The sequence below is a fragment of the Sphingomonas sp. genome (assembly GCF_035555815.1).
In the GTDB taxonomy this organism is placed as follows: Bacteria; Pseudomonadota; Alphaproteobacteria; order Sphingomonadales; family Sphingomonadaceae; genus Sphingomonas.
This window is the reverse complement of the sequence record NZ_DATMGG010000184.1, coordinates 64,358-80,636: the sequence shown is the minus strand read 5'-3', so window position 1 is coordinate 80,636 and position 16,279 is coordinate 64,358. Positions and strand designations below refer to the sequence as shown.

Genomic DNA, 16,279 nt, shown 5'->3' with positions numbered 1-16,279 from the left:
TCAGCCGGCGATCAGAAAGATGACGCCCGCCACGATCACGGCGCAGGCGACGGTTCCCCATTTCAGCATGGCCATCACGCCGTGATAGGTCGCTTCGTGCGCCTGGATATCGGTCTGGTCGGCCATTTCGCGCGATTCCCCTCGCTGGATTTGGCGCCGTCTTATCGACGGACCCGCCGCCCCTCAAGTCCCGGCGGACACGTCCCGGCGTGAGACGCGCTTAAGGTGACCTTTACCCACTTGGCCTAGATCGACTGCCCTGATCCGGGACAACGGGACGACAAGGCAATGACGCGAAACGGGCAACGTCTGCTGATGCTGATCGACGATGAGCCGGCCCAGCGCCGCCTGGTCGCCGCGATCGCCGCCCGGCGCGGGTGGCGCACGATCTTTGCCGGCGACCCGGAAACCGCCGTCGCGACGCTGGGCACGCCGGACGGCATGGCGCTCGACGCGATCCTGCTCGATCACTGGTCCCCCGACGCCGACGCCGCGTCGCTGATCCGCGAATTGCGCCTGCGCCGCCCGGCGCTGCCGATCCTGACGCTCACCGCCAACGGATCGGTCGCCGCCGCGGTCGATTCGATGCGCGCCGGCGCCAGCGACTTCCTGGTCAAGCCGATCGGCTCCGAACGCCTGCTCGCCGCGCTCGATTCGGCGGTGGGGGATGCGACCGCCGGCGAGCTGCGACCGCTGACCGAAAAGATTCCCGCGCTGCTGGCGTTCGACGAGATCGTCGGCGCTGCGCCGCAGTTCCGCGCCGCGCTGGCGATCGCCGCCAAGGCCGCCCGCGCCCGCGTGCCGGTGCTGATCGAAGGCGAGAGCGGCGTCGGCAAGGAAGTGGTGGCGGAAGCGATCCACGCCGCGTCGCCGCGCAGCCGCAAGCCGATCGTCCGCGTCAATTGCGGCGCGATCCCCGCCAACCTGGTCGAATCGGAGCTGTTCGGGCACGAGAAGGGCGCGTTCACCGGGGCGTTCGAGCGCAAGATCGGCCGGTTCCAGGAGGCGGAGGGCGGCACGCTGTTCCTCGACGAGGTCGGCGAGATGCCGCTGGAGGCGCAGGTCAAGCTGCTGCGCGTGCTCCAGTCCGGCGAGATCCAGTCGATCGGCGCGCGCCATACCAAGGAAGTCGACGTCCGCGTCATCGCCGCGACCAACAAGACGCTGATCGAGGAGGTCGAGGCCGGGCGGTTCCGCGAAGACCTCTATTACCGGCTCAACGTCGTGCAGGTGACGATCCCGCCCTTGCGCGAACGCCCCGACGACATCGCCCCGCTCGCCCGCCACCTGCTGGGACGGATCGCCACCCAGCCGGGGCTGCGCCCGCTGGGCATCACCGACGACGCGCTGTCGCTGCTGGTCCAATATGACTGGCCGGGCAACGTCCGCCAGCTCCACAACGCGCTGTTCCGTGCGGCGGTGCTGTGCGACGGCGACGCGCTGACCCATGCCGATTTCCCGCAGATCGCGACGCTGGCCGGCACGCGCGGCGGCGGCGGCGGGTCGCTGGCGGGGGCGAGCGGCGTGACGCTGTTCCACGCCGACGGCAATCTGCGCGCGCTGGAGGAGATCGAGGCGGACGTGATCCGTCTGGCGATCGGCCATTACCGCGGACGGATGACCGAGGTCGCCCGGCGGCTCGGCATCGGGCGGTCGACGCTGTACCGCAAGCTGGGCGAGCTGGGCATCGACCAGAGCAGCGCCGCCTGACGACCTGATGGGGGAATGACCGTGTTGGGGATGTCCGCGCTGATCGCCGCGATCGCAGCGCTGGTGGCCGCCGTGGCCGGTCGCGGCGTGGCGATGATGCGAAACCCGCGTCTGGCGCTGGCGGTGATCGCGGGCGCGCTGGGGATCGCCCATTGGCAGGGGGGCGCCGACAGCCGCTGGCTGGTCGGCGGCATCCTGCTGATCGCCGGTGCGCTGCCGGGCTGGTCCGTCCGTGCGCCGCGCGCGGCACGGATCGCCGGGCTGGTGCTCGGCCTACTCGGGCTTGGCCTCTACGCCATCGCCACGGTGACCGGACACCGGGCGTAGGCGCCAGCGATCGACGAACGGCTGACGATCGACCGCCACCGTTTCCGCCACCCCCTCTCCCGCCAGCGCGCGCGCCGGATCGCTGCTGCCGCGCCGCAGCGCGTAGAGAGGGCGATCGCCGTGCAGCAGCGCTCGCGCGCCGGCAACGTCGACGTGGGTCAGGCGCGCCAGCCCGTCACCCCAGCGATCGCCGTCGGCGGGGTCGGGATCGAGCACCACGATCGCCAGCCCCGGCGCCGCAAGGTCGCGGTAATGCGCCGCCGCCAGCGCCGCCGCGTCGCCCTGCACCAGCAGCAGCGCGCGCGGATCGCGCTGCGCGACCAACGCGACCGCCTCTCGCCAGCCCTCCTCCTGCCGCGCCGGCAGCCAGCGCGCGACGCCGATGCCCTCGACCACCAGCAACACCGCGCCCAGCGCGATCGCGACCGCGCGCGACGGGATCGCGACGACCGCCAGCGCGAGCAACACCGCCACCGGCCCGCTCGCCCATGACAGCGTGCGCGGCAGGAACACGGGCACCCACTGGCTGATCGCGAACAGCAGCGGCGGCGCGCCGATCGTCAGCACCGCGAGCAGCGTCACCCCCGGCCGGCGATCGCGCCACGCCAGCGCGACGATCGCCGCGAGCAGCAGCGCCAGCGCGGCCCCGCCGGCCACGCCGCCGTCAGGGACGAAGCCATAGGCATAGGCATCCGCCGTCATCCGCCACGCCGCCGCGCCATCGGGCCGCGCGATCCAGCCGATATTGGCGGACCCGCCGCCCAATTGTCGCAACGTGATCCACCCCCACCACGCCCATCCGATCGCGACGGCGAGGTTAGCGGCGATCCACCCGCGCAGCGCCGGCCGGTCGCGACGCAGCAGCCACAGCATGGTGAGGTTGGCGAGCAGCGCGAACACCACCAGCATCGTGTGGGCATAGAGCGCGACGATCGCCGCGCCGGCATAGAGCAGCAGGGCGCCGCGCGCGCGCGTCTCAAGATAACGCACCATCCCCAGCGCCGCGACCAGCACCGCGGTGTGCGCCAGCACATAGGCGCGCGCTTCCTGCGACAGATCGACGTGCGCCGCCGACAGCGCGATCAGGGCCGCCGCGAGCAGCCCCGCCGCGCGCCCGCCCAGCCGCCGCGCCAGCGCCCAGCCGGCGACGATCCCGCAGAGGCCGATCGCGACCGACAGCGATCGTACGGCACGATCACCGTCCCCGGCCAGCGCGACCCAGCCCTTGAGCAGCGTGTAATAGAGCGGCGGGTTGGTCTCACGGACCATCCACGCCCCCCATAGGTGGCCGATCGGTTGATTGGCGAAGGTCAACGACGCGAGTTCGTCGAACCACAGGCCATAGTTCGCGCTGGCGATCCGCAGCACGGCAGCGCCCAGCAATACCCCCGCCAGCACGAGCGTTTCGCGCGGGCGGAGCGGCGGGGTCATCGCGGCGCCGTCAACGCCGCATCGCGCAGCCCGCGCCAGACCTTGAGCGCCTGCGCGGTCTCGGCGACGTCGTGGACGCGCAGCAGCTGAACACCATGCTGCGCGCCGTGCAGCGCGAGCGTCAGGCTGCCGCCCAGCCGTTCGTCGGCCGGCGCCGCGTGGCTCAACGCGCCGATCATCCGCTTGCGGCTGGCGCCCAGCACGATCGGGACGCCAAGCGCGTGGAACAGCGCGATCCCGTTGAGCAGCGCCAGGTTCCCCGCCAGCGACTTGCCGAAGCCGATGCCCGGATCGACCAGGATCCGCGCCCGATCGACACCGCCTGCGACCACCGCCGCGATACGTGCCTCCAGCCAGTCGAACACATCGATCAGTACGTCGCGATAATCACCCTCGCCATGACCGCCCTTGGCCGGATCGGGCGAGTGCATCAGCACCACCGGGCAACCGGCGCGCGCGACCACCTCCAGCGCGCGATCGTCCCACAGCAGCGCGGCGACATCGTTGACCATGTGCGCGCCTGCCTTGAGCGCGGCCTCCATCACCGCCGCCTTGCGCGTGTCGATCGAGATCGGGGTGCGACCGGGCGCCATCGCCGCGATCACCGGCACGACGCGCGCGATCTCGTCGCCGTCCCACACCGGCGCCGCACCGGGGCGGGTCGATTCGCCCCCGACGTCTACCAGCGCCGCGCCGGCCGCGCGCAGATCGAAACCGCGCCGCGCGGTCGCGCCGGCATCCGCGTCGGTGCCGCCGTCGGAAAAGCTGTCGGGCGTGGCGTTGAGGATGCCCATCACCTGCGGTTGATCGAGCCGCAGCACCGCGTCGCCCAGCGCCAGCGCCGCGCGCGGGGCGGAGATCGCCGTGGCCAATGTCCGCAGCCGTTCGGCCTGCGCATCAGGCAGGTTGGCGAGGAGCGCGGGGAGCGCGGAGACCGGTACGCTCGCCTGAACGGCGCGCGCGCCGCCCGACACCGCGATCAGCTCATAGGCGGCGCACCAGCTCAGCCCACCCGCGATCCGTGCGACCTCCCCGTCCCGCCCGACCGGCGAATCGACCAGTTGCTCGGGCCGCAGGTACAGCCGGGCGTCGGCGGGGATGATGCTAGGGTCGATCACCCCGTTTCTCCGTTCGGGCTGAGCTTGTTGAAGCCCGGTTCTTCTCTTCCTTGGAAGAAGGACGGCCCTTCGACAAGCTCAGGGCGAACGGGAAAGGTCTCTCTACGGCTGGGTCGCCAGCAGATAGCGTTGGCGCAGCGTATCGATCGGCGCCAGCGCCCCGGCCTCCTCATGATGCCAGAAGGTCCAGCCGTTGCAGGCCGGCGCGCCCTGTAGCGTCGCGCCCAGCTTGTGGATCGAACCGCTCGCGCCGCAATCACTGGCCAACGATCCGTCGGCGCGCACCGTCGCGCGCCAGCGCCGCTTGCTGTCGGTCAGCACCGCACCGGCGACCAGCATCCCGGTCTCGATCAGCGTGCCGAACGCGACGCGCGGTTGCGCGCGCGGGCTCTGCATCGTCGTCAGCGCGCTTTCGTCGAGCGGCAGCGCCGCCGCGATCCGCTCCTCGGCCGCGGCGATATAGGCATCCTCGCGCTCGATCCCGATCCAGTGCCGCCCCAGCCGCTTCGCGACCGCGCCGGTGGTGCCGGTGCCGAAGAACGGGTCGAGCACGACGTCGCCCGGTTTCGAACAGGCCAGCAGGATGCGGTAGATCAGCGCCTCCGGCTTTTGCGTCGGGTGGACCTTGACCCCGTCCTTCTTGAGCCGCTCCTGTCCGCCGCAGATCGGGAATTCCCAGTCCGAGCGCATCTGAAGCTCGTCGTTGAGCGTCTTCATCGAGCGATAGTTGAAGGTGTATTTCGCCTTCTCGCCCTTCGCCGCCCAGATCAGCGTCTCATGCGCGTTGGTGAAGCGGGTCCCCTTGAAATTGGGCATCGGATTGGCCTTGCGCCAGACGATGTCGTTGAGGATCCAGTAGCCGAGATCCTGGATCGCCGCGCCGACCTTGAAGATGTTGTGATAGCTGCCGATCACCCAGATCGCGCCCGAATCCTTGAGCACGCGCCGCGCCTCGACCAGCCACGCGCGGGTGAAGGCGTCATAGGCGGCCAGGCTGTCGAACTTGTCCCAATCATCGGTGACCGCGTCGACATGGCTGCCGTCGGGCCGCGCGAGATCGCCGCCGAGCTGGAGGTTGTAGGGCGGATCGGCGAAGATCAGATCGACCGACTTCGCCGGCAGCGCGCGCATCGCCGCGATGCAATCGCCACGGATGATCCGGTCGACCGCGAGATCGACCGGCGCCTCCGCCAGACTGGTCCGCGCGCTTGCCCGCGCGACCTTTTCCAATACCCCCATAAGACCCTTCACCCCTGGTCGTGGACGGGCAAATCACCGGGCGGAGTCCCGCTCGTCAAGCGAAGATTAGTTAACGGGAATCGCTGACAAGTGGTTAACGCGAGGGAACATTCCGAGTCCGCGACTCGATGTTGAGTCTGCGCCCGCCGCCAGCCACAATCCCTAGGGGTGTGACGAAAAAGACTCGTTCGGCATGGATAACGGCAATTCGGCCTGCGCGACCGGCGCGAAGCTGCGGCGGTGGAGCGGCGACGGCCCGTGTTCGCGCAACGCGCGCAGATGGCCGGGCGCGCCATAGCCCTTGTTCGAATGCCAGCCGTAATGCGGATAGGCCTCCGCATGGGCGATCATGATCGTGTCGCGGGTGTGCTTGGCGACGATCGACGCGGCGGCGATCGACAGGCTGATCGCGTCGCCGCCGACGAGCGCGGTCGCGGCATGGCTCCAGCGCGGCAGGCGATTGCCGTCGACCAGCACATGGCCGGGCGCGCAGCCGCCGTTCTCGATCAGCGCCTCGACCGCCAGCGTCATCGCCTTCATCGTCGCCCAATAGATGTTGAGCCGGTCGATCTCCTCCGCCTCGACGATGCCGATGCCGACCTGAGCGCAGCCCATCAGCCGATCGTGCAGCCGCGCGCGTTCGGTGGCGGGCAGCTTCTTGGAATCATCGATCCCGCGCGGGACGCCGCGCGCGGGCAGGATCACCGCCGCCGCGACCACCGGCCCGGCCAGCGGCCCGCGCCCCGCCTCATCGACCCCGGCGACCGGGGCGAGGCACAGCTTCTCATGCTTGAGGCCGGGCATCAGCCCCGCGCCTCCCACACGTCGAACGGCGCGATGCCCAGCGCATGGCCCATCGGGCCGTGCCCGGCCCCCAGTCCCGGCGCATGGGCCAGCGCGGCGCGGACGAACCGCCGCCCGCGCGCGATCGCATCGGGCAGCGCCATCCCCTGCGCCAGCCCGGTGGCGATCGCGCTGGCCAGCGTGCAGCCGGTGCCATGGCTGTGCGGCGTGTCGATACGCGGATCGGACCAGACGCGGTGGGAACCGTCGGGGCCAAGGAGAATGTCGACGACATCGGCGCCGGGCAGATCGCCCCCCTTTGCCAGGACGGCGACGCCGAGATGGTCGGCCAGCGCCCGGCCCAGTTCCGTTCGTGCCGAGTCGGTCAGGGCAGCGTCCTGTTCCTCCGACGACGCGCGCGGCGCTTCGCCAAGCCCTGGGCGAACGGAAAGAGCGAGCGCGGTGAGTTCGGGAACGTTCGGCGTGACCAGCGCCGCCATCCGCATCAGCCGTTCGAACGCCGCGACCGTGGCGGCGTCGGCGAGCACCGATCCCGAGGTCGCCACCATCACCGGATCGAACACGATCGGCACGTCGAGCGATTCGAGCCGGTCGGCGACGGCGTGCGCCACCTCCGCCGATCCGATCATCCCGATCTTGACCGCGTCGACGCCAAGATCGCCCACCACCGAATCGATCTGCGCCAGCACGAACGCCGCCGGCACCGGCATCACCCCCTGCACCCCCAGCGAATTCTGCGCGGTCAGCGCGGTCATCGCGGTCATCGCGTGGCCGCCGAGCATCGTCACCGCCTTGATATCGGCCTGAATTCCCGCGCCGCCGCCCGAATCGGACCCGGCGATGATCAGGACACGGGCGATGCTCATCGGCCGAAAGGTCTCACAAAGGTCTCACCTGACGCTGGTCGGGCAGCGTGCGGGACGACCGTTGGATTTGAAGGACAAGCGGAGAAACGAAGCGCCAGCATCACCCGCTCATCGCACAGGGGCGGGCATGTAGGACAGCGACTTTTCAGCCCGCAAACCTGCGCACGGTGCCGGCGGGATGACGTTTCAGCACATCACCCACCCGCGCCGGGCGATCGAGCAGTTCCCCGCCGCAATTGGGGCAGGTCTCATCCAGCGCGTCGGCGCAATCGACGCAGAAGGTGCATTCGAACGAGCAGATGAACGCCCCCGCCTGATCGGCGGGCAGATCGGCGCCGCAGCGTTCGCAATCGGGGCGCATCTCCAGCATCAGCCGGCCACCGCGCGCACCGCGTCGCAGATGCGATCGACCACCGCGGCGACCTGATCGGCGTCGTCGCCCTCGGCCATTACCCGGATCACCGGCTCGGTGCCCGACGGGCGGATCACCAGCCGGCCGCGCCCGTTCAATTCCGCTTCCGCGTCGGCGATCAGCGCGCGGACGCCGTCGTCCTCCAGCGGCTTGCCGCCCTTGAACCGCACGTTCTTGAGCAGTTGCGGCACCGGATCGAAGCGGTGCAGCACCTCGCTGGCCGGGGCGCCGGTGCGGACCAGCTCGGCGAGGATCTGCAACGCCGCGACCAGCCCGTCGCCGGTGGTGGCATAGTCCGACAGGATGATGTGCCCCGACTGCTCGCCACCGACGTTGAACCCCTCCGCGCGCATTGTTTCCAGCACATAGCGATCGCCGACGCGGGTGCGGGTCAATTCCAGCCCGAGCGAGTGGAGGTAGCGTTCTAGGCCGAGGTTCGACATCACCGTCGCCACCAGCCCGCCACCGCGCAGCCGGCCCTGCCGCGCCCAGGCGGCGGCGATCGTCGCCATCAGCTGATCGCCGTCGACCACCCGGCCGTTCTCATCGACCACGATCAGCCGGTCGGCGTCGCCGTCCAATGCGATGCCGATCGCCGCGCCGGACGCCACCACCGTCTCGCACAGCGTGTCGGGCGCGGTCGACCCGACGCGGTCGTTGATGTTCTTGCCATTGGGGGTGACGCCGATCGCCACCACCTCCGCCCCCAGTTCCCACAGCGCGGACGGCGCGACCTGATAGGCGGCGCCGTTGGCGCAATCGATCACCACCTTCAGCCCGTCGAGCCGCAGGTCGTCGGGAAAGGTCGATTTGGCGAAATGGATGTAGCGCCCGCGCGCGTCCTCGACCCGGCGGGCGCGGCCGATGTCGGCGGCCGGCGCGAGATCGACCGGCGATTCGAGCGCCGCCTCGATCGCCGCCTCGTCCTCGTCCGACAGTTTGTAGCCGTCGGGGCCGAACAGCTTGATGCCGTTGTCGGCGAACGGATTGTGGCTGGCGGAGATCATCACGCCGATATCGGCGCGCATCGACGTGGTCAGCATCGCGACCGCCGGCGTCGGCATCGGGCCGAGCAGCACCACGTCCATGCCGACCGAGGTGAAGCCCGCGACCATCGCGCTTTCAAGCATATAGCCCGACAGCCGCGTGTCCTTGCCGATCACCACCCGGTGCCGGTGATCGCCACGCTGGAAGTGCTTTCCCGCCGCCATCCCGACCCGCATCGCCATGTCCGCGGTCATCGGCGACGCATTGGTCAGACCACGAATCCCGTCGGTGCCGAAATATTTTCTTGCCATTATTGCACTTCCCGCGACCTTGTCCCCATCCCCGGCGCGCCTGCATAGCGTCGGCGTGGTGGAGAAGCGAGCATGTCCAGGCCGACCCGTATCCTGATCGCGTTGATTGCCGGGCTGGCGATGGGCGTGCTGCTGTCGGGCTGGGCGCCCGATTTCGCCGCGCGGGTGACGATGGTCGCCGATCCGACCGGCACGATCTGGCTCAACGCGCTCCGCATGACGATCGTCCCGCTGGTGGTCGCGCTGCTGGTCACCGGCATCGCCGCGACGGCGGAGGCGGCGCGCGCCAGCCGGCTGGCGACCCGATCGCTGATCGTGTTCGTCGCGCTGCTGTGGGTCTCCTCGGCGCTGGGGGCGCTGGTGACGCTGGGGCTGCTCGACCTGTTTCCGCTCCACGGCGGCGCCGCCACCGCGCTGCGCAGCGCCTTTGCCGGCGCGGCGCCGGTCGATGAAGTCCCACCCTTTTCCCAGTTCATCGTCGCGATGGTGCCGACCAATCCGCTCGCCGCCGCCGCCAACGACGCCTTTCTGCCGCTGATCGTGTTCACCGTGATCTTCGGGTTCGCGGTCACCCGCCTGCCCGCGCACCCGCGACAACTGCTCACCGACGTGTTCAAGGCGATCGCCGACGTCATGCTGGTGATGATCAACTGGGTGCTGGCGCTGGCGCCGATCGGTGTGTTCGCGCTGGCCTATGTCGTGGGGGCGAAGGCGGGAACGGCGGCGTTCGGCGCGCTGGTCCATTATGTGCTGGTGGTCGCGGGCGCCGGCTTTGCCGTGTCGCTGCTGGCGATTCCGGTGGCGAAGTTCGGCGGCCGAGTGAAGCTGCCCGATTATTTCCGCGCGTCCACCCCGGCGATGGCGGTGGCGATCAGCACGCAATCATCGCTGGCATCGCTGCCGGCGATGCTGCGCGGCACCGCGAAGCTCGACGTGCATGTCGCGACCAGCGGCGTCACGCTGCCGCTGGCGGTGGCGATCTTTCGCTACACCGGGCCGGCGATGAACCTGGCGGTCGCGCTGTATGTCGCGCACGTGTTCGGGATGCACCTGACCGCGACGCAGGTGGCGATCGGCATCGCCGCCGCCGCGGTCACCACGCTGGGCGCGGTCAGCCTGCCCGGCACGATCAGCTTCGTCAGCTCGATCGCGCCGATCGCGCTGGCGATGGGCGTGCCGATCGAGCCGCTGGCGCTGCTGGTCGCGGTCGAGACCTTTCCCGACATCATGCGCACGCTGGGCAATGTGGTGATGGACATCGCCGCGACCACCGCGATCGCGCGCCATTCGGGCGCGGCCGAACCCGCCGGCGACGAAACCGACGCGCTGCTGAGCGGCGAGGGCTGAGGTTCGTTCGAGGAGCCTGCTCCCCTACCCGGCCACCCACTCAGTGTATCTTGATGGGTGGCCGGGTGGAGGAGCGGGCCGGCACGGCAAGTCCGCGCCTCGCGGCGATCAATAGGCGCGCGCCACCGCGAATTCGACCGCCTCGACCATCGCCTGCCGGGCGGCACCGTCGGTGAACATGCCCAGCGCGTCGATCGCGCGCTGACCATAGTGGCGCGCGCGCGCCAGCGTGTCGTCGACCGCGCGGGTGGCGCGCACCCGGTCGATCGCCTCGGCCAGATCGCTGTCCTGGTTGCGGCGACCCTCCATCGCGTCCTTCCAGAACGCCCGCGCATCGGCATCGCCGCGCGACCGCGCCAGAATGACCGGCAGCGTCATCTTGCCCTCGCGGAAATCGTCGCCCGCTTCCTTGCCCATCGTGCCGGCGTCGGACACATAATCGAGCGCGTCGTCGACCAGCTGGAAGGCGATGCCGAGGTTGCGGCCATAGGCGTCGAGCGCGACCTCCTCCGCCTCCGGCCGTTCGGCGACCACCGCCGCGATGCGGCAGGCGGCGGCGAACAGCGACGCGGTCTTGGCGTCGATGATGTCGAGATAGCGTTCCTCGCCCAGATCGATCCGGCGCACGGCGGTGAGCTGGTTGACCTCCCCTTCCGCGATCACCGCGCTGGCGTTGGCGAGGATCTTGAGCACCTTGACGCTGCCGTCCTCGACCATCAGCTCGAACGAGCGGCTGAACAGGAAATCGCCCACCAGCACGCTGGCCGGATTGCCCCAGATGATGTTGGCGGTGCGCCGGCCGCGCCGCAGATCCGACGAATCGACGACGTCGTCGTGGAGCAGCGTGGCGGTGTGGAGGAACTCGACCGCCGCCGCGAGCCGGTGGTGGCGGTTGCCCGCGTAGCCGAGCAGCTTCGCGCTCGCCAGCGTCAGCATCGGCCGCATCCGCTTGCCGCCGCCCGCGATCAGATGGCCGGCCAGCTCCGGGATCAGCGGAATGTCCGACTGCATCCGATCGAGGATGATGGTGTTGACCAGATTCATGTCCGGGGCGACGAGCGCCATCATCGGATCGAGCGAAGGGGCGTGCTTGCCGCCCAGGCGATGAACGGTTGCGCTCATGCGCGGCTGATGGCCGGGCGCGGGGGGAAACGCAAGCCTTGCGCGGGGCCTGCCGCCGCTTCAAAGGCGGGCGGCGACTTCAAAGGGGCCGGGATGACCGACGACACGCTGCAACGCTATCGCCAGAGCATCGACAATATCGACATGGCGCTGGTGTGCCTGTTGGCCGAGCGGTTCAAGGTGACCCAGGCGGTGGGCCAGTACAAGGCGACCGCCGGCCTGCCTCCGGCCGATCCCGGCCGCGAGGAACGCCAGATCGAGCGGCTGCGCAAGCTGGCGGTCGACGCCGACCTCGACCCCGAATTCTCCGAGAAATTCCTGCGCTTCATCATCGACGAGGTGATCCGGCATCACGAGCGCGCGCGCGCGGACAGCAAATAGGACCTCCGCCCCCTATCCGTCACCGCGCGGGCGTCGCCGTCACGGCGTGAAGCTGTCGCCGTACGCCATCCGCACGTCGCGGACCGCGCGGCACGCCTCCACCACCGCGCGATCGCTTTCCGGCAGGAACCCCAGCAGCAGCGACCGCCGCCGCGCGCCCGAGCGATTGAGGGTCGCGCCGTGCAGCACGTCCATGTCGAACACGACGATGTCCCCCGCCTGCCCCTCCAGCACCAGCGCCAGCGATTCGTCGGGTTCGCCGTCATCGCGCGGGCGCGGCACCACGCGGGTGCCGCCGTTGGCCGGGCCGTAGGGATCGAGGAAGATCAGCGCCGCGGCCCCGCGGCTGCCGGCACCGTCGCGGTGCAGCGGCTGGTGGCCGTGGTCCGGCAAAGGCTCCCGTCCCTCGACCTGGCTGAGGAAGAACGGGCCGCCCAATATCCGCCCCGCCGCCGCCAGCAGATCGGGCACCCGGCAGGCGCGCTGCACGGCGGGATCGAGATCGACCAGCGCATGACGCCAGCCGATGCCGCGCGGGGCGGTCCATTGGTCGTTGGGCATCACCCCGGCGTCGAACGCCGCGCGCAGATCGTCGCGGTACGACGCGGGCACCGCCCCGCGCAGCAGCAGATAGCCGTCGCGATCGAGCGCAGCGGCGTGCGCCGGCGCCAGCGGACCGACGCTTTGCGGCACGGGGGGATCGATCGGCTTCACCTCGCCTATTCCGCCGCCAGCAGGCTTTCGGCCCCGCCGAGATCGACCGACACCAGCCGGCTCACCCCCTTTTCGACCATCGTCACGCCGAACAGGCGGTGCATCCGGCTCATCGTCGCGGCGTTGTGGGTGACGATCAGGTAGCGAGTCTCGGTTTCCTGGACCATGCGGTCGAGCAGGTCGCAGAAACGGTCGATGTTGGCATCGTCCAGCGGCGCATCGACCTCATCGAGGACGCAGATCGGCGCCGGGTTGGTCAGGAACAGCGCGAAGATCAGCGCGACCGCGGTCAGCGCCTGCTCGCCGCCCGACAACAGGGTGAGCGACTGGAGCCGCTTGCCCGGCGGCTGCGCCATGATCTCCAGCCCCGCCTCCAGCGGATCATCCGAATCGATCAGTTCCAGATGCGCCTGCCCGCCGTTGAACAGGGTGGTGAAGAGGCGGCGAAAATGGCCATCGACCGCCTCGAACGCCGCCAGCAGCCGCTGCCGCCCTTCCCGGTTGAGCGTGCCGATCGAGCCGCGCAGGCGGTTGACCGCCTGCGCCAGCTCGTCGCGTTCGGCGGCGTTGGTGGTGCTGGCGGCCTCCAGCTCGGCGAGTTCGGTCTCCGCCACCAGATTAACCGGGCCGATCCGCTCGCGCTCCGCGATCAGCCGGTCGTGGCGCGCCGATTCCTCGGCCGGCGCAGCGACATCGGCGGCGTCGAACGCGACACGCTCGGGCAGCAGCGGCGGCGGGCATTCGAAGCGCTCGCCCGACAGCCGGCCCATCTCGATCCGCCGCGTTTCCTGATTTTCCGCCCGCGCGGCGGCCCCGGCGCGGGCTTCGCGCGCCTGCGCCAGCGCCTCGGCGGCGGTGCGCGCGGCGGCTTCGTGAACGCGCACCTCGGCCTCCGCCGCCCGCTCACCGGCGAGCGTGCTTTCGGCCTGTTCGCGCAGCGCGGTGTGGGCGCCCTCGACCTCGGCGATCGACGCGGCCAGCGCGGCGGGGCGCGCCGACAACGTCTCGATCTCCTCGCCCAGCGCCGCCTCCCGCGTCGCCATGTCGGCGATGCGCCGTGCCGCTTCCCCCGCGCGCGATTTCCAGCCGCGCGCCTCCGCCGTGGCGGCGGCGAGCCGTTCGCGGGCGTCGGACACCGCGCGATCGTGCGCGGCGCGATCGGCGCGGGCGGTGGCGACGCTTCCCCGCGCGCCCTCCGCCGCGCCGCCCAGCGTCGCGACGCGGGCGCGGGTGACGGCGCCATCGGGCAGCGCGGCCTGCGCCGCCTCCGCGCGCGCCACCTCGGCATCGGCATCGGCGGCATCGGCCTCGATCCGCTGGCGGCGTTGGTCGAGATCGGCGCGCTGTGCATCGACGCGTTCGAGCGCGGCGGCGGCGCGATCCTCCGCCCGCGCGGCGTCGCGCGCGCCCGATTCGGCGGCGTCGAGCAGCCGGCGCCCCTCGGCGGCGGTCCGGCGCGCCTCGGCGATGGCCGCATCGATCCGCGCCAGCTCGGCGTCGGCGGTCTCGACCGCGCGCACCGCCGCCGGGCGCGCCCCCTCGATCGCGCGCAGGCGGTTGAGGCGTTCAAGGCGCTCGGCCGCCGCCGCACCGCCAGCGCGCGCGACGAACCCGTCCCAGCGGCGCAGCACCCCGGCCAGCGTCACCAGCCGCTGCCCGACCGCGAGCGGCTGGCCCTCATCGCGCTCAACCACCAGGATCTGGCGCAGGCGGCGGGCGAGCGCGTCGGGCGCGGCGACATGATCGGCGAGCGGACTGGCGACCAGCGGATCGCCGGGCAGCGGATCGGCCCCGGCCCAGTGGCGATCGGCCTTGCTGTCGAGCCCGGCCTCGAGATCGTCGCCCAGCGCCGCCGCCAGCGCGCGTTCATAGCCGGGATCGGGGCGAAGCCGGTCGAGCAATTTGTCGCCGCCCGACGCGCGGGTGGCCCTGGCCAGCGCCGCCGCCTCGCTGTCGAGCGCGGTCAGTTCGGCGTGGGCGGCGGCGCGCTGGCCCTGGGCGTGATCGCGCCCGGCGATCGCGCCGCGCTCCTCCGCATCGGCGCGGGCGAGCGCGGTGCGCGCCTGTTCGGCATGGCGCAGGCATTTGGCGCGATCGTCGGCGGCGCGGGCGCGCTCGGCCTTGAGCGGTTCGGGATCGGCGAGCCGCGCCGCCTCGCTCGCCAGCGCGGCGCGATCGCGCGCCGACCGGTCGCGGCGCTGCTGCGCGGCGGCGAGCGCGGCGGCGGCGACCCGCGCATCGGCGGTTTCGGCCGCCTGCTCGGCCAGCGCCTGCGCCAGCGCGACCTCGGCATCGCGGGCGTGGCGCTCGGCCTCGGCCAGCGCCGCGTCGAGCGCGGGCAGGCGGGTCGTCCCCTCGGCGATGCGCGCCTCCAGCGCCTTGCCCTCGGCGCCCAGCCGGTCGAGCGCCTCGGCGGCATCGTGCGCCAGCGCGCCCTCGCGGGCGCGGTCGTCGACCAGCCGCCGCGCCGAATCGTGGAGTTCGGCCAGTCGCCGCTCGGCGCCCTCGCGCTCGGCACGCAGCGCGGCGAGGCGGTGGCCGGCTTCGCTCGCCCGATCACGCGCCGCCAGCGCCGCCGATCGCGCCACCACCAATGTTTCGGTCGCCTGCGCCTGCGCCGCCTCCGCCGCGCGCGCGGCATCGGCGCGGGCGCTGACCAGCGCCTCGGCCGCCGCCGCCTCGGCCTTGGCCGCGTCCGCCGCCGCCGCCGCTTCACGCCAGCGCGCGAAGATCATCCGCGCTTCCGCCACGCGGATCGTCGCCGAGAGCGTGCGATAGCGTTCGGCCTGCCGCGCCTGGCGCTTGAGCGCCGCGGCGCGGGCCTCCTGATCCGAGATCACCTCATCGAGGCGGGTAAGGTTGGCCTCGGTCGCGCGGAGTTTCTGCTCGGCGTCCTTGCGGCGGACGTGGAGGCCGGCGATCCCCGCCGCCTCCTCCAGCATCGCGCGACGTTCGGCCGGCTTGGCGGAAATGATCGCGCCGATCCGGCCCTGGCTGACCAGCGCGGGCGAATGCGCGCCGGTGGCGGCGTCGGCGAAGGCGAGCGCGACGTCCTTGGCGCGCACGTCGCGGCCGTTGATGCGATAGGCGGAGCCGGCGCCGCGCTCGATCCGGCGGACGACCTCCATCTCGCCGCCCCCGTCGTTTGCGTCACCGACGTCGTCGGCGAGGATCGATACCTCGGCGAAATCGCGCGCCGGCCGGCTGGCGGTGCCGGCGAAGATCACGTCGTCCATGCCGGCGCCGCGCATCGACTTGGCGCTGGTTTCCCCCATCACCCAGCGCAGCGCCTCAAGCAGGTTGGACTTGCCGCAGCCGTTGGGGCCGACCACGCCGGTCAGCCCCGGTTCGATCCTGAGGTCCGCCGGATCGACGAAGCTCTTGAAGCCGGTCAGGCGAAGGCGCTTGATCCGCATCGGGTTATCGCGCGTAACACCATTTCCCGTTTGTGCTGAGCCCGTCGAAGAACCGCGCTTTTGTCCGGCGCGCGGCCGAAGAAGGGCGGTGCTT

General features: G+C 71.3%; 15 protein-coding genes. 4 read left to right on the top strand and 11 right to left on the bottom strand.

The window, feature by feature from the left end; all coding sequences use genetic code 11:
* Entirely contained in the window at positions 1-126 is a 126-nt protein-coding gene (locus VNR91_RS10525) for an aa3-type cytochrome c oxidase subunit IV (protein ID WP_325490716.1), read from the bottom strand.
* 162 nt (positions 127-288) lie between these two features.
* Here VNR91_RS10525 and VNR91_RS10520 point away from each other — a divergent pair, with 162 nt between their 5' ends.
* Positions 289-1,710 carry a sigma-54 dependent transcriptional regulator gene (locus VNR91_RS10520; RefSeq protein ID WP_325490715.1) on the top strand — a complete coding sequence of 474 codons (1,422 nt, stop codon included), beginning with the start codon at positions 289-291 and terminating at the stop codon, positions 1,708-1,710.
* Between the two features lie 15 nt (positions 1,711-1,725).
* Complete coding sequence (locus tag VNR91_RS10515; protein ID WP_325490714.1) at positions 1,726-2,037, top strand: hypothetical protein; 312 nt, start codon at positions 1,726-1,728, stop codon at positions 2,035-2,037.
* On the opposite strand, the gene VNR91_RS10510 is transcribed toward VNR91_RS10515, so the two are convergent.
* The 7 genes from VNR91_RS10510 to glmM all read right to left on the bottom strand — a co-directional run bounded on the left by VNR91_RS10510 (position 1,984) and on the right by glmM (position 9,205).
* Entirely contained in the window at positions 1,984-3,468 is a 1,485-nt protein-coding gene (locus VNR91_RS10510; protein ID WP_325490713.1) for a glycosyltransferase family 39 protein, read from the bottom strand. The genes VNR91_RS10515 and VNR91_RS10510 overlap by 54 nt on opposite strands.
* Positions 3,465-4,586 (bottom strand): dihydropteroate synthase, encoded by a 1,122-nt coding sequence (gene folP, locus VNR91_RS10505; RefSeq protein ID WP_325490712.1) that lies wholly within the window; start codon positions 4,584-4,586, stop codon positions 3,465-3,467. The genes VNR91_RS10510 and folP overlap by 4 nt, the downstream gene beginning before the upstream one ends.
* 102 nt (positions 4,587-4,688) lie before the next feature.
* Positions 4,689-5,825 carry a site-specific DNA-methyltransferase gene (locus tag VNR91_RS10500; RefSeq protein ID WP_325490740.1) on the bottom strand — a complete coding sequence of 379 codons (1,137 nt, stop codon included), beginning with the start codon at positions 5,823-5,825 and terminating at the stop codon, positions 4,689-4,691.
* A gap of 162 nt (positions 5,826-5,987) precedes the next feature.
* Positions 5,988-6,629: a ribonuclease HII gene (locus tag VNR91_RS10495; protein ID WP_325490711.1), complete on the bottom strand. Its 642-nt coding sequence runs from the start codon at positions 6,627-6,629 to the stop codon at positions 5,988-5,990.
* Entirely contained in the window at positions 6,629-7,495 is an 867-nt protein-coding gene (gene thiD, locus VNR91_RS10490) for a bifunctional hydroxymethylpyrimidine kinase/phosphomethylpyrimidine kinase (protein ID WP_325490710.1), read from the bottom strand. Before thiD ends, VNR91_RS10495 begins: the two co-directional genes overlap by 1 nt.
* A 145-nt stretch (positions 7,496-7,640) precedes the next feature.
* A complete protein-coding gene (locus VNR91_RS10485) occupies positions 7,641-7,865 on the bottom strand; it encodes a DUF1272 domain-containing protein (RefSeq protein WP_325490709.1) in 225 nt (74 codons plus the stop codon).
* Positions 7,865-9,205: a phosphoglucosamine mutase gene (glmM, locus tag VNR91_RS10480; RefSeq protein ID WP_325490708.1), complete on the bottom strand. Its 1,341-nt coding sequence runs from the start codon at positions 9,203-9,205 to the stop codon at positions 7,865-7,867. The genes VNR91_RS10485 and glmM overlap by 1 nt, the downstream gene beginning before the upstream one ends.
* Before the next feature lie 72 nt (positions 9,206-9,277).
* Between glmM and VNR91_RS10475 the strand changes: the two genes are divergently transcribed.
* Entirely contained in the window at positions 9,278-10,552 is a 1,275-nt protein-coding gene (locus VNR91_RS10475) for a dicarboxylate/amino acid:cation symporter (protein WP_325490707.1), read from the top strand.
* 108 nt (positions 10,553-10,660) lie between these two features.
* On the opposite strand, the gene VNR91_RS10470 is transcribed toward VNR91_RS10475, so the two are convergent.
* A complete protein-coding gene (locus tag VNR91_RS10470; protein ID WP_325490706.1) occupies positions 10,661-11,674 on the bottom strand; it encodes a polyprenyl synthetase family protein in 1,014 nt (337 codons plus the stop codon).
* Between the two features lie 93 nt (positions 11,675-11,767).
* Here VNR91_RS10470 and VNR91_RS10465 point away from each other — a divergent pair, with 93 nt between their 5' ends.
* On the top strand, positions 11,768-12,055 hold the full coding sequence (locus VNR91_RS10465; protein ID WP_325490705.1) for a chorismate mutase: 288 nt from the start codon (positions 11,768-11,770) through the stop codon (positions 12,053-12,055).
* A gap of 39 nt (positions 12,056-12,094) precedes the next feature.
* On the opposite strand, the gene VNR91_RS10460 is transcribed toward VNR91_RS10465, so the two are convergent.
* On the bottom strand, positions 12,095-12,769 hold the full coding sequence (locus VNR91_RS10460; protein WP_325490704.1) for a phytanoyl-CoA dioxygenase family protein: 675 nt from the start codon (positions 12,767-12,769) through the stop codon (positions 12,095-12,097).
* 5 nt (positions 12,770-12,774) lie between these two features.
* Positions 12,775-16,185 carry a chromosome segregation protein SMC gene (gene smc / locus VNR91_RS10455; RefSeq protein WP_325490703.1) on the bottom strand — a complete coding sequence of 1,137 codons (3,411 nt, stop codon included), beginning with the start codon at positions 16,183-16,185 and terminating at the stop codon, positions 12,775-12,777.
* Positions 16,186-16,279: the final 94 nt, after the last annotated feature.

What these genes read in the sequence shown, in the direction of transcription:
- VNR91_RS10525 (WP_325490716.1), bottom strand. Translation starts at nt 126, where the DNA reads ATGGCCGACCAGACCGATATCCAGGCGCACGAAGCGACCTATCACGGC.
- VNR91_RS10520 (WP_325490715.1), top strand. Translation starts at nt 289, where the DNA reads ATGACGCGAAACGGGCAACGTCTGCTGATGCTGATCGACGATGAGCCG.
- VNR91_RS10515 (WP_325490714.1), top strand. Translation starts at nt 1,726, where the DNA reads ATGACCGTGTTGGGGATGTCCGCGCTGATCGCCGCGATCGCAGCGCTG.
- VNR91_RS10510 (WP_325490713.1), bottom strand. Translation starts at nt 3,468, where the DNA reads ATGACCCCGCCGCTCCGCCCGCGCGAAACGCTCGTGCTGGCGGGGGTA.
- VNR91_RS10500 (WP_325490740.1), bottom strand. Translation starts at nt 5,825, where the DNA reads ATGGGGGTATTGGAAAAGGTCGCGCGGGCAAGCGCGCGGACCAGTCTG.
- VNR91_RS10495 (WP_325490711.1), bottom strand. Translation starts at nt 6,629, where the DNA reads ATGCCCGGCCTCAAGCATGAGAAGCTGTGCCTCGCCCCGGTCGCCGGG.
- thiD (WP_325490710.1), bottom strand. Translation starts at nt 7,495, where the DNA reads ATGAGCATCGCCCGTGTCCTGATCATCGCCGGGTCCGATTCGGGCGGC.
- VNR91_RS10485 (WP_325490709.1), bottom strand. Translation starts at nt 7,865, where the DNA reads ATGCTGGAGATGCGCCCCGATTGCGAACGCTGCGGCGCCGATCTGCCC.
- glmM (WP_325490708.1), bottom strand. Translation starts at nt 9,205, where the DNA reads ATGGCAAGAAAATATTTCGGCACCGACGGGATTCGTGGTCTGACCAAT.
- VNR91_RS10475 (WP_325490707.1), top strand. Translation starts at nt 9,278, where the DNA reads ATGTCCAGGCCGACCCGTATCCTGATCGCGTTGATTGCCGGGCTGGCG.
- VNR91_RS10470 (WP_325490706.1), bottom strand. Translation starts at nt 11,674, where the DNA reads ATGAGCGCAACCGTTCATCGCCTGGGCGGCAAGCACGCCCCTTCGCTC.
- VNR91_RS10465 (WP_325490705.1), top strand. Translation starts at nt 11,768, where the DNA reads ATGACCGACGACACGCTGCAACGCTATCGCCAGAGCATCGACAATATC.
- smc (WP_325490703.1), bottom strand. Translation starts at nt 16,185, where the DNA reads ATGCGGATCAAGCGCCTTCGCCTGACCGGCTTCAAGAGCTTCGTCGAT.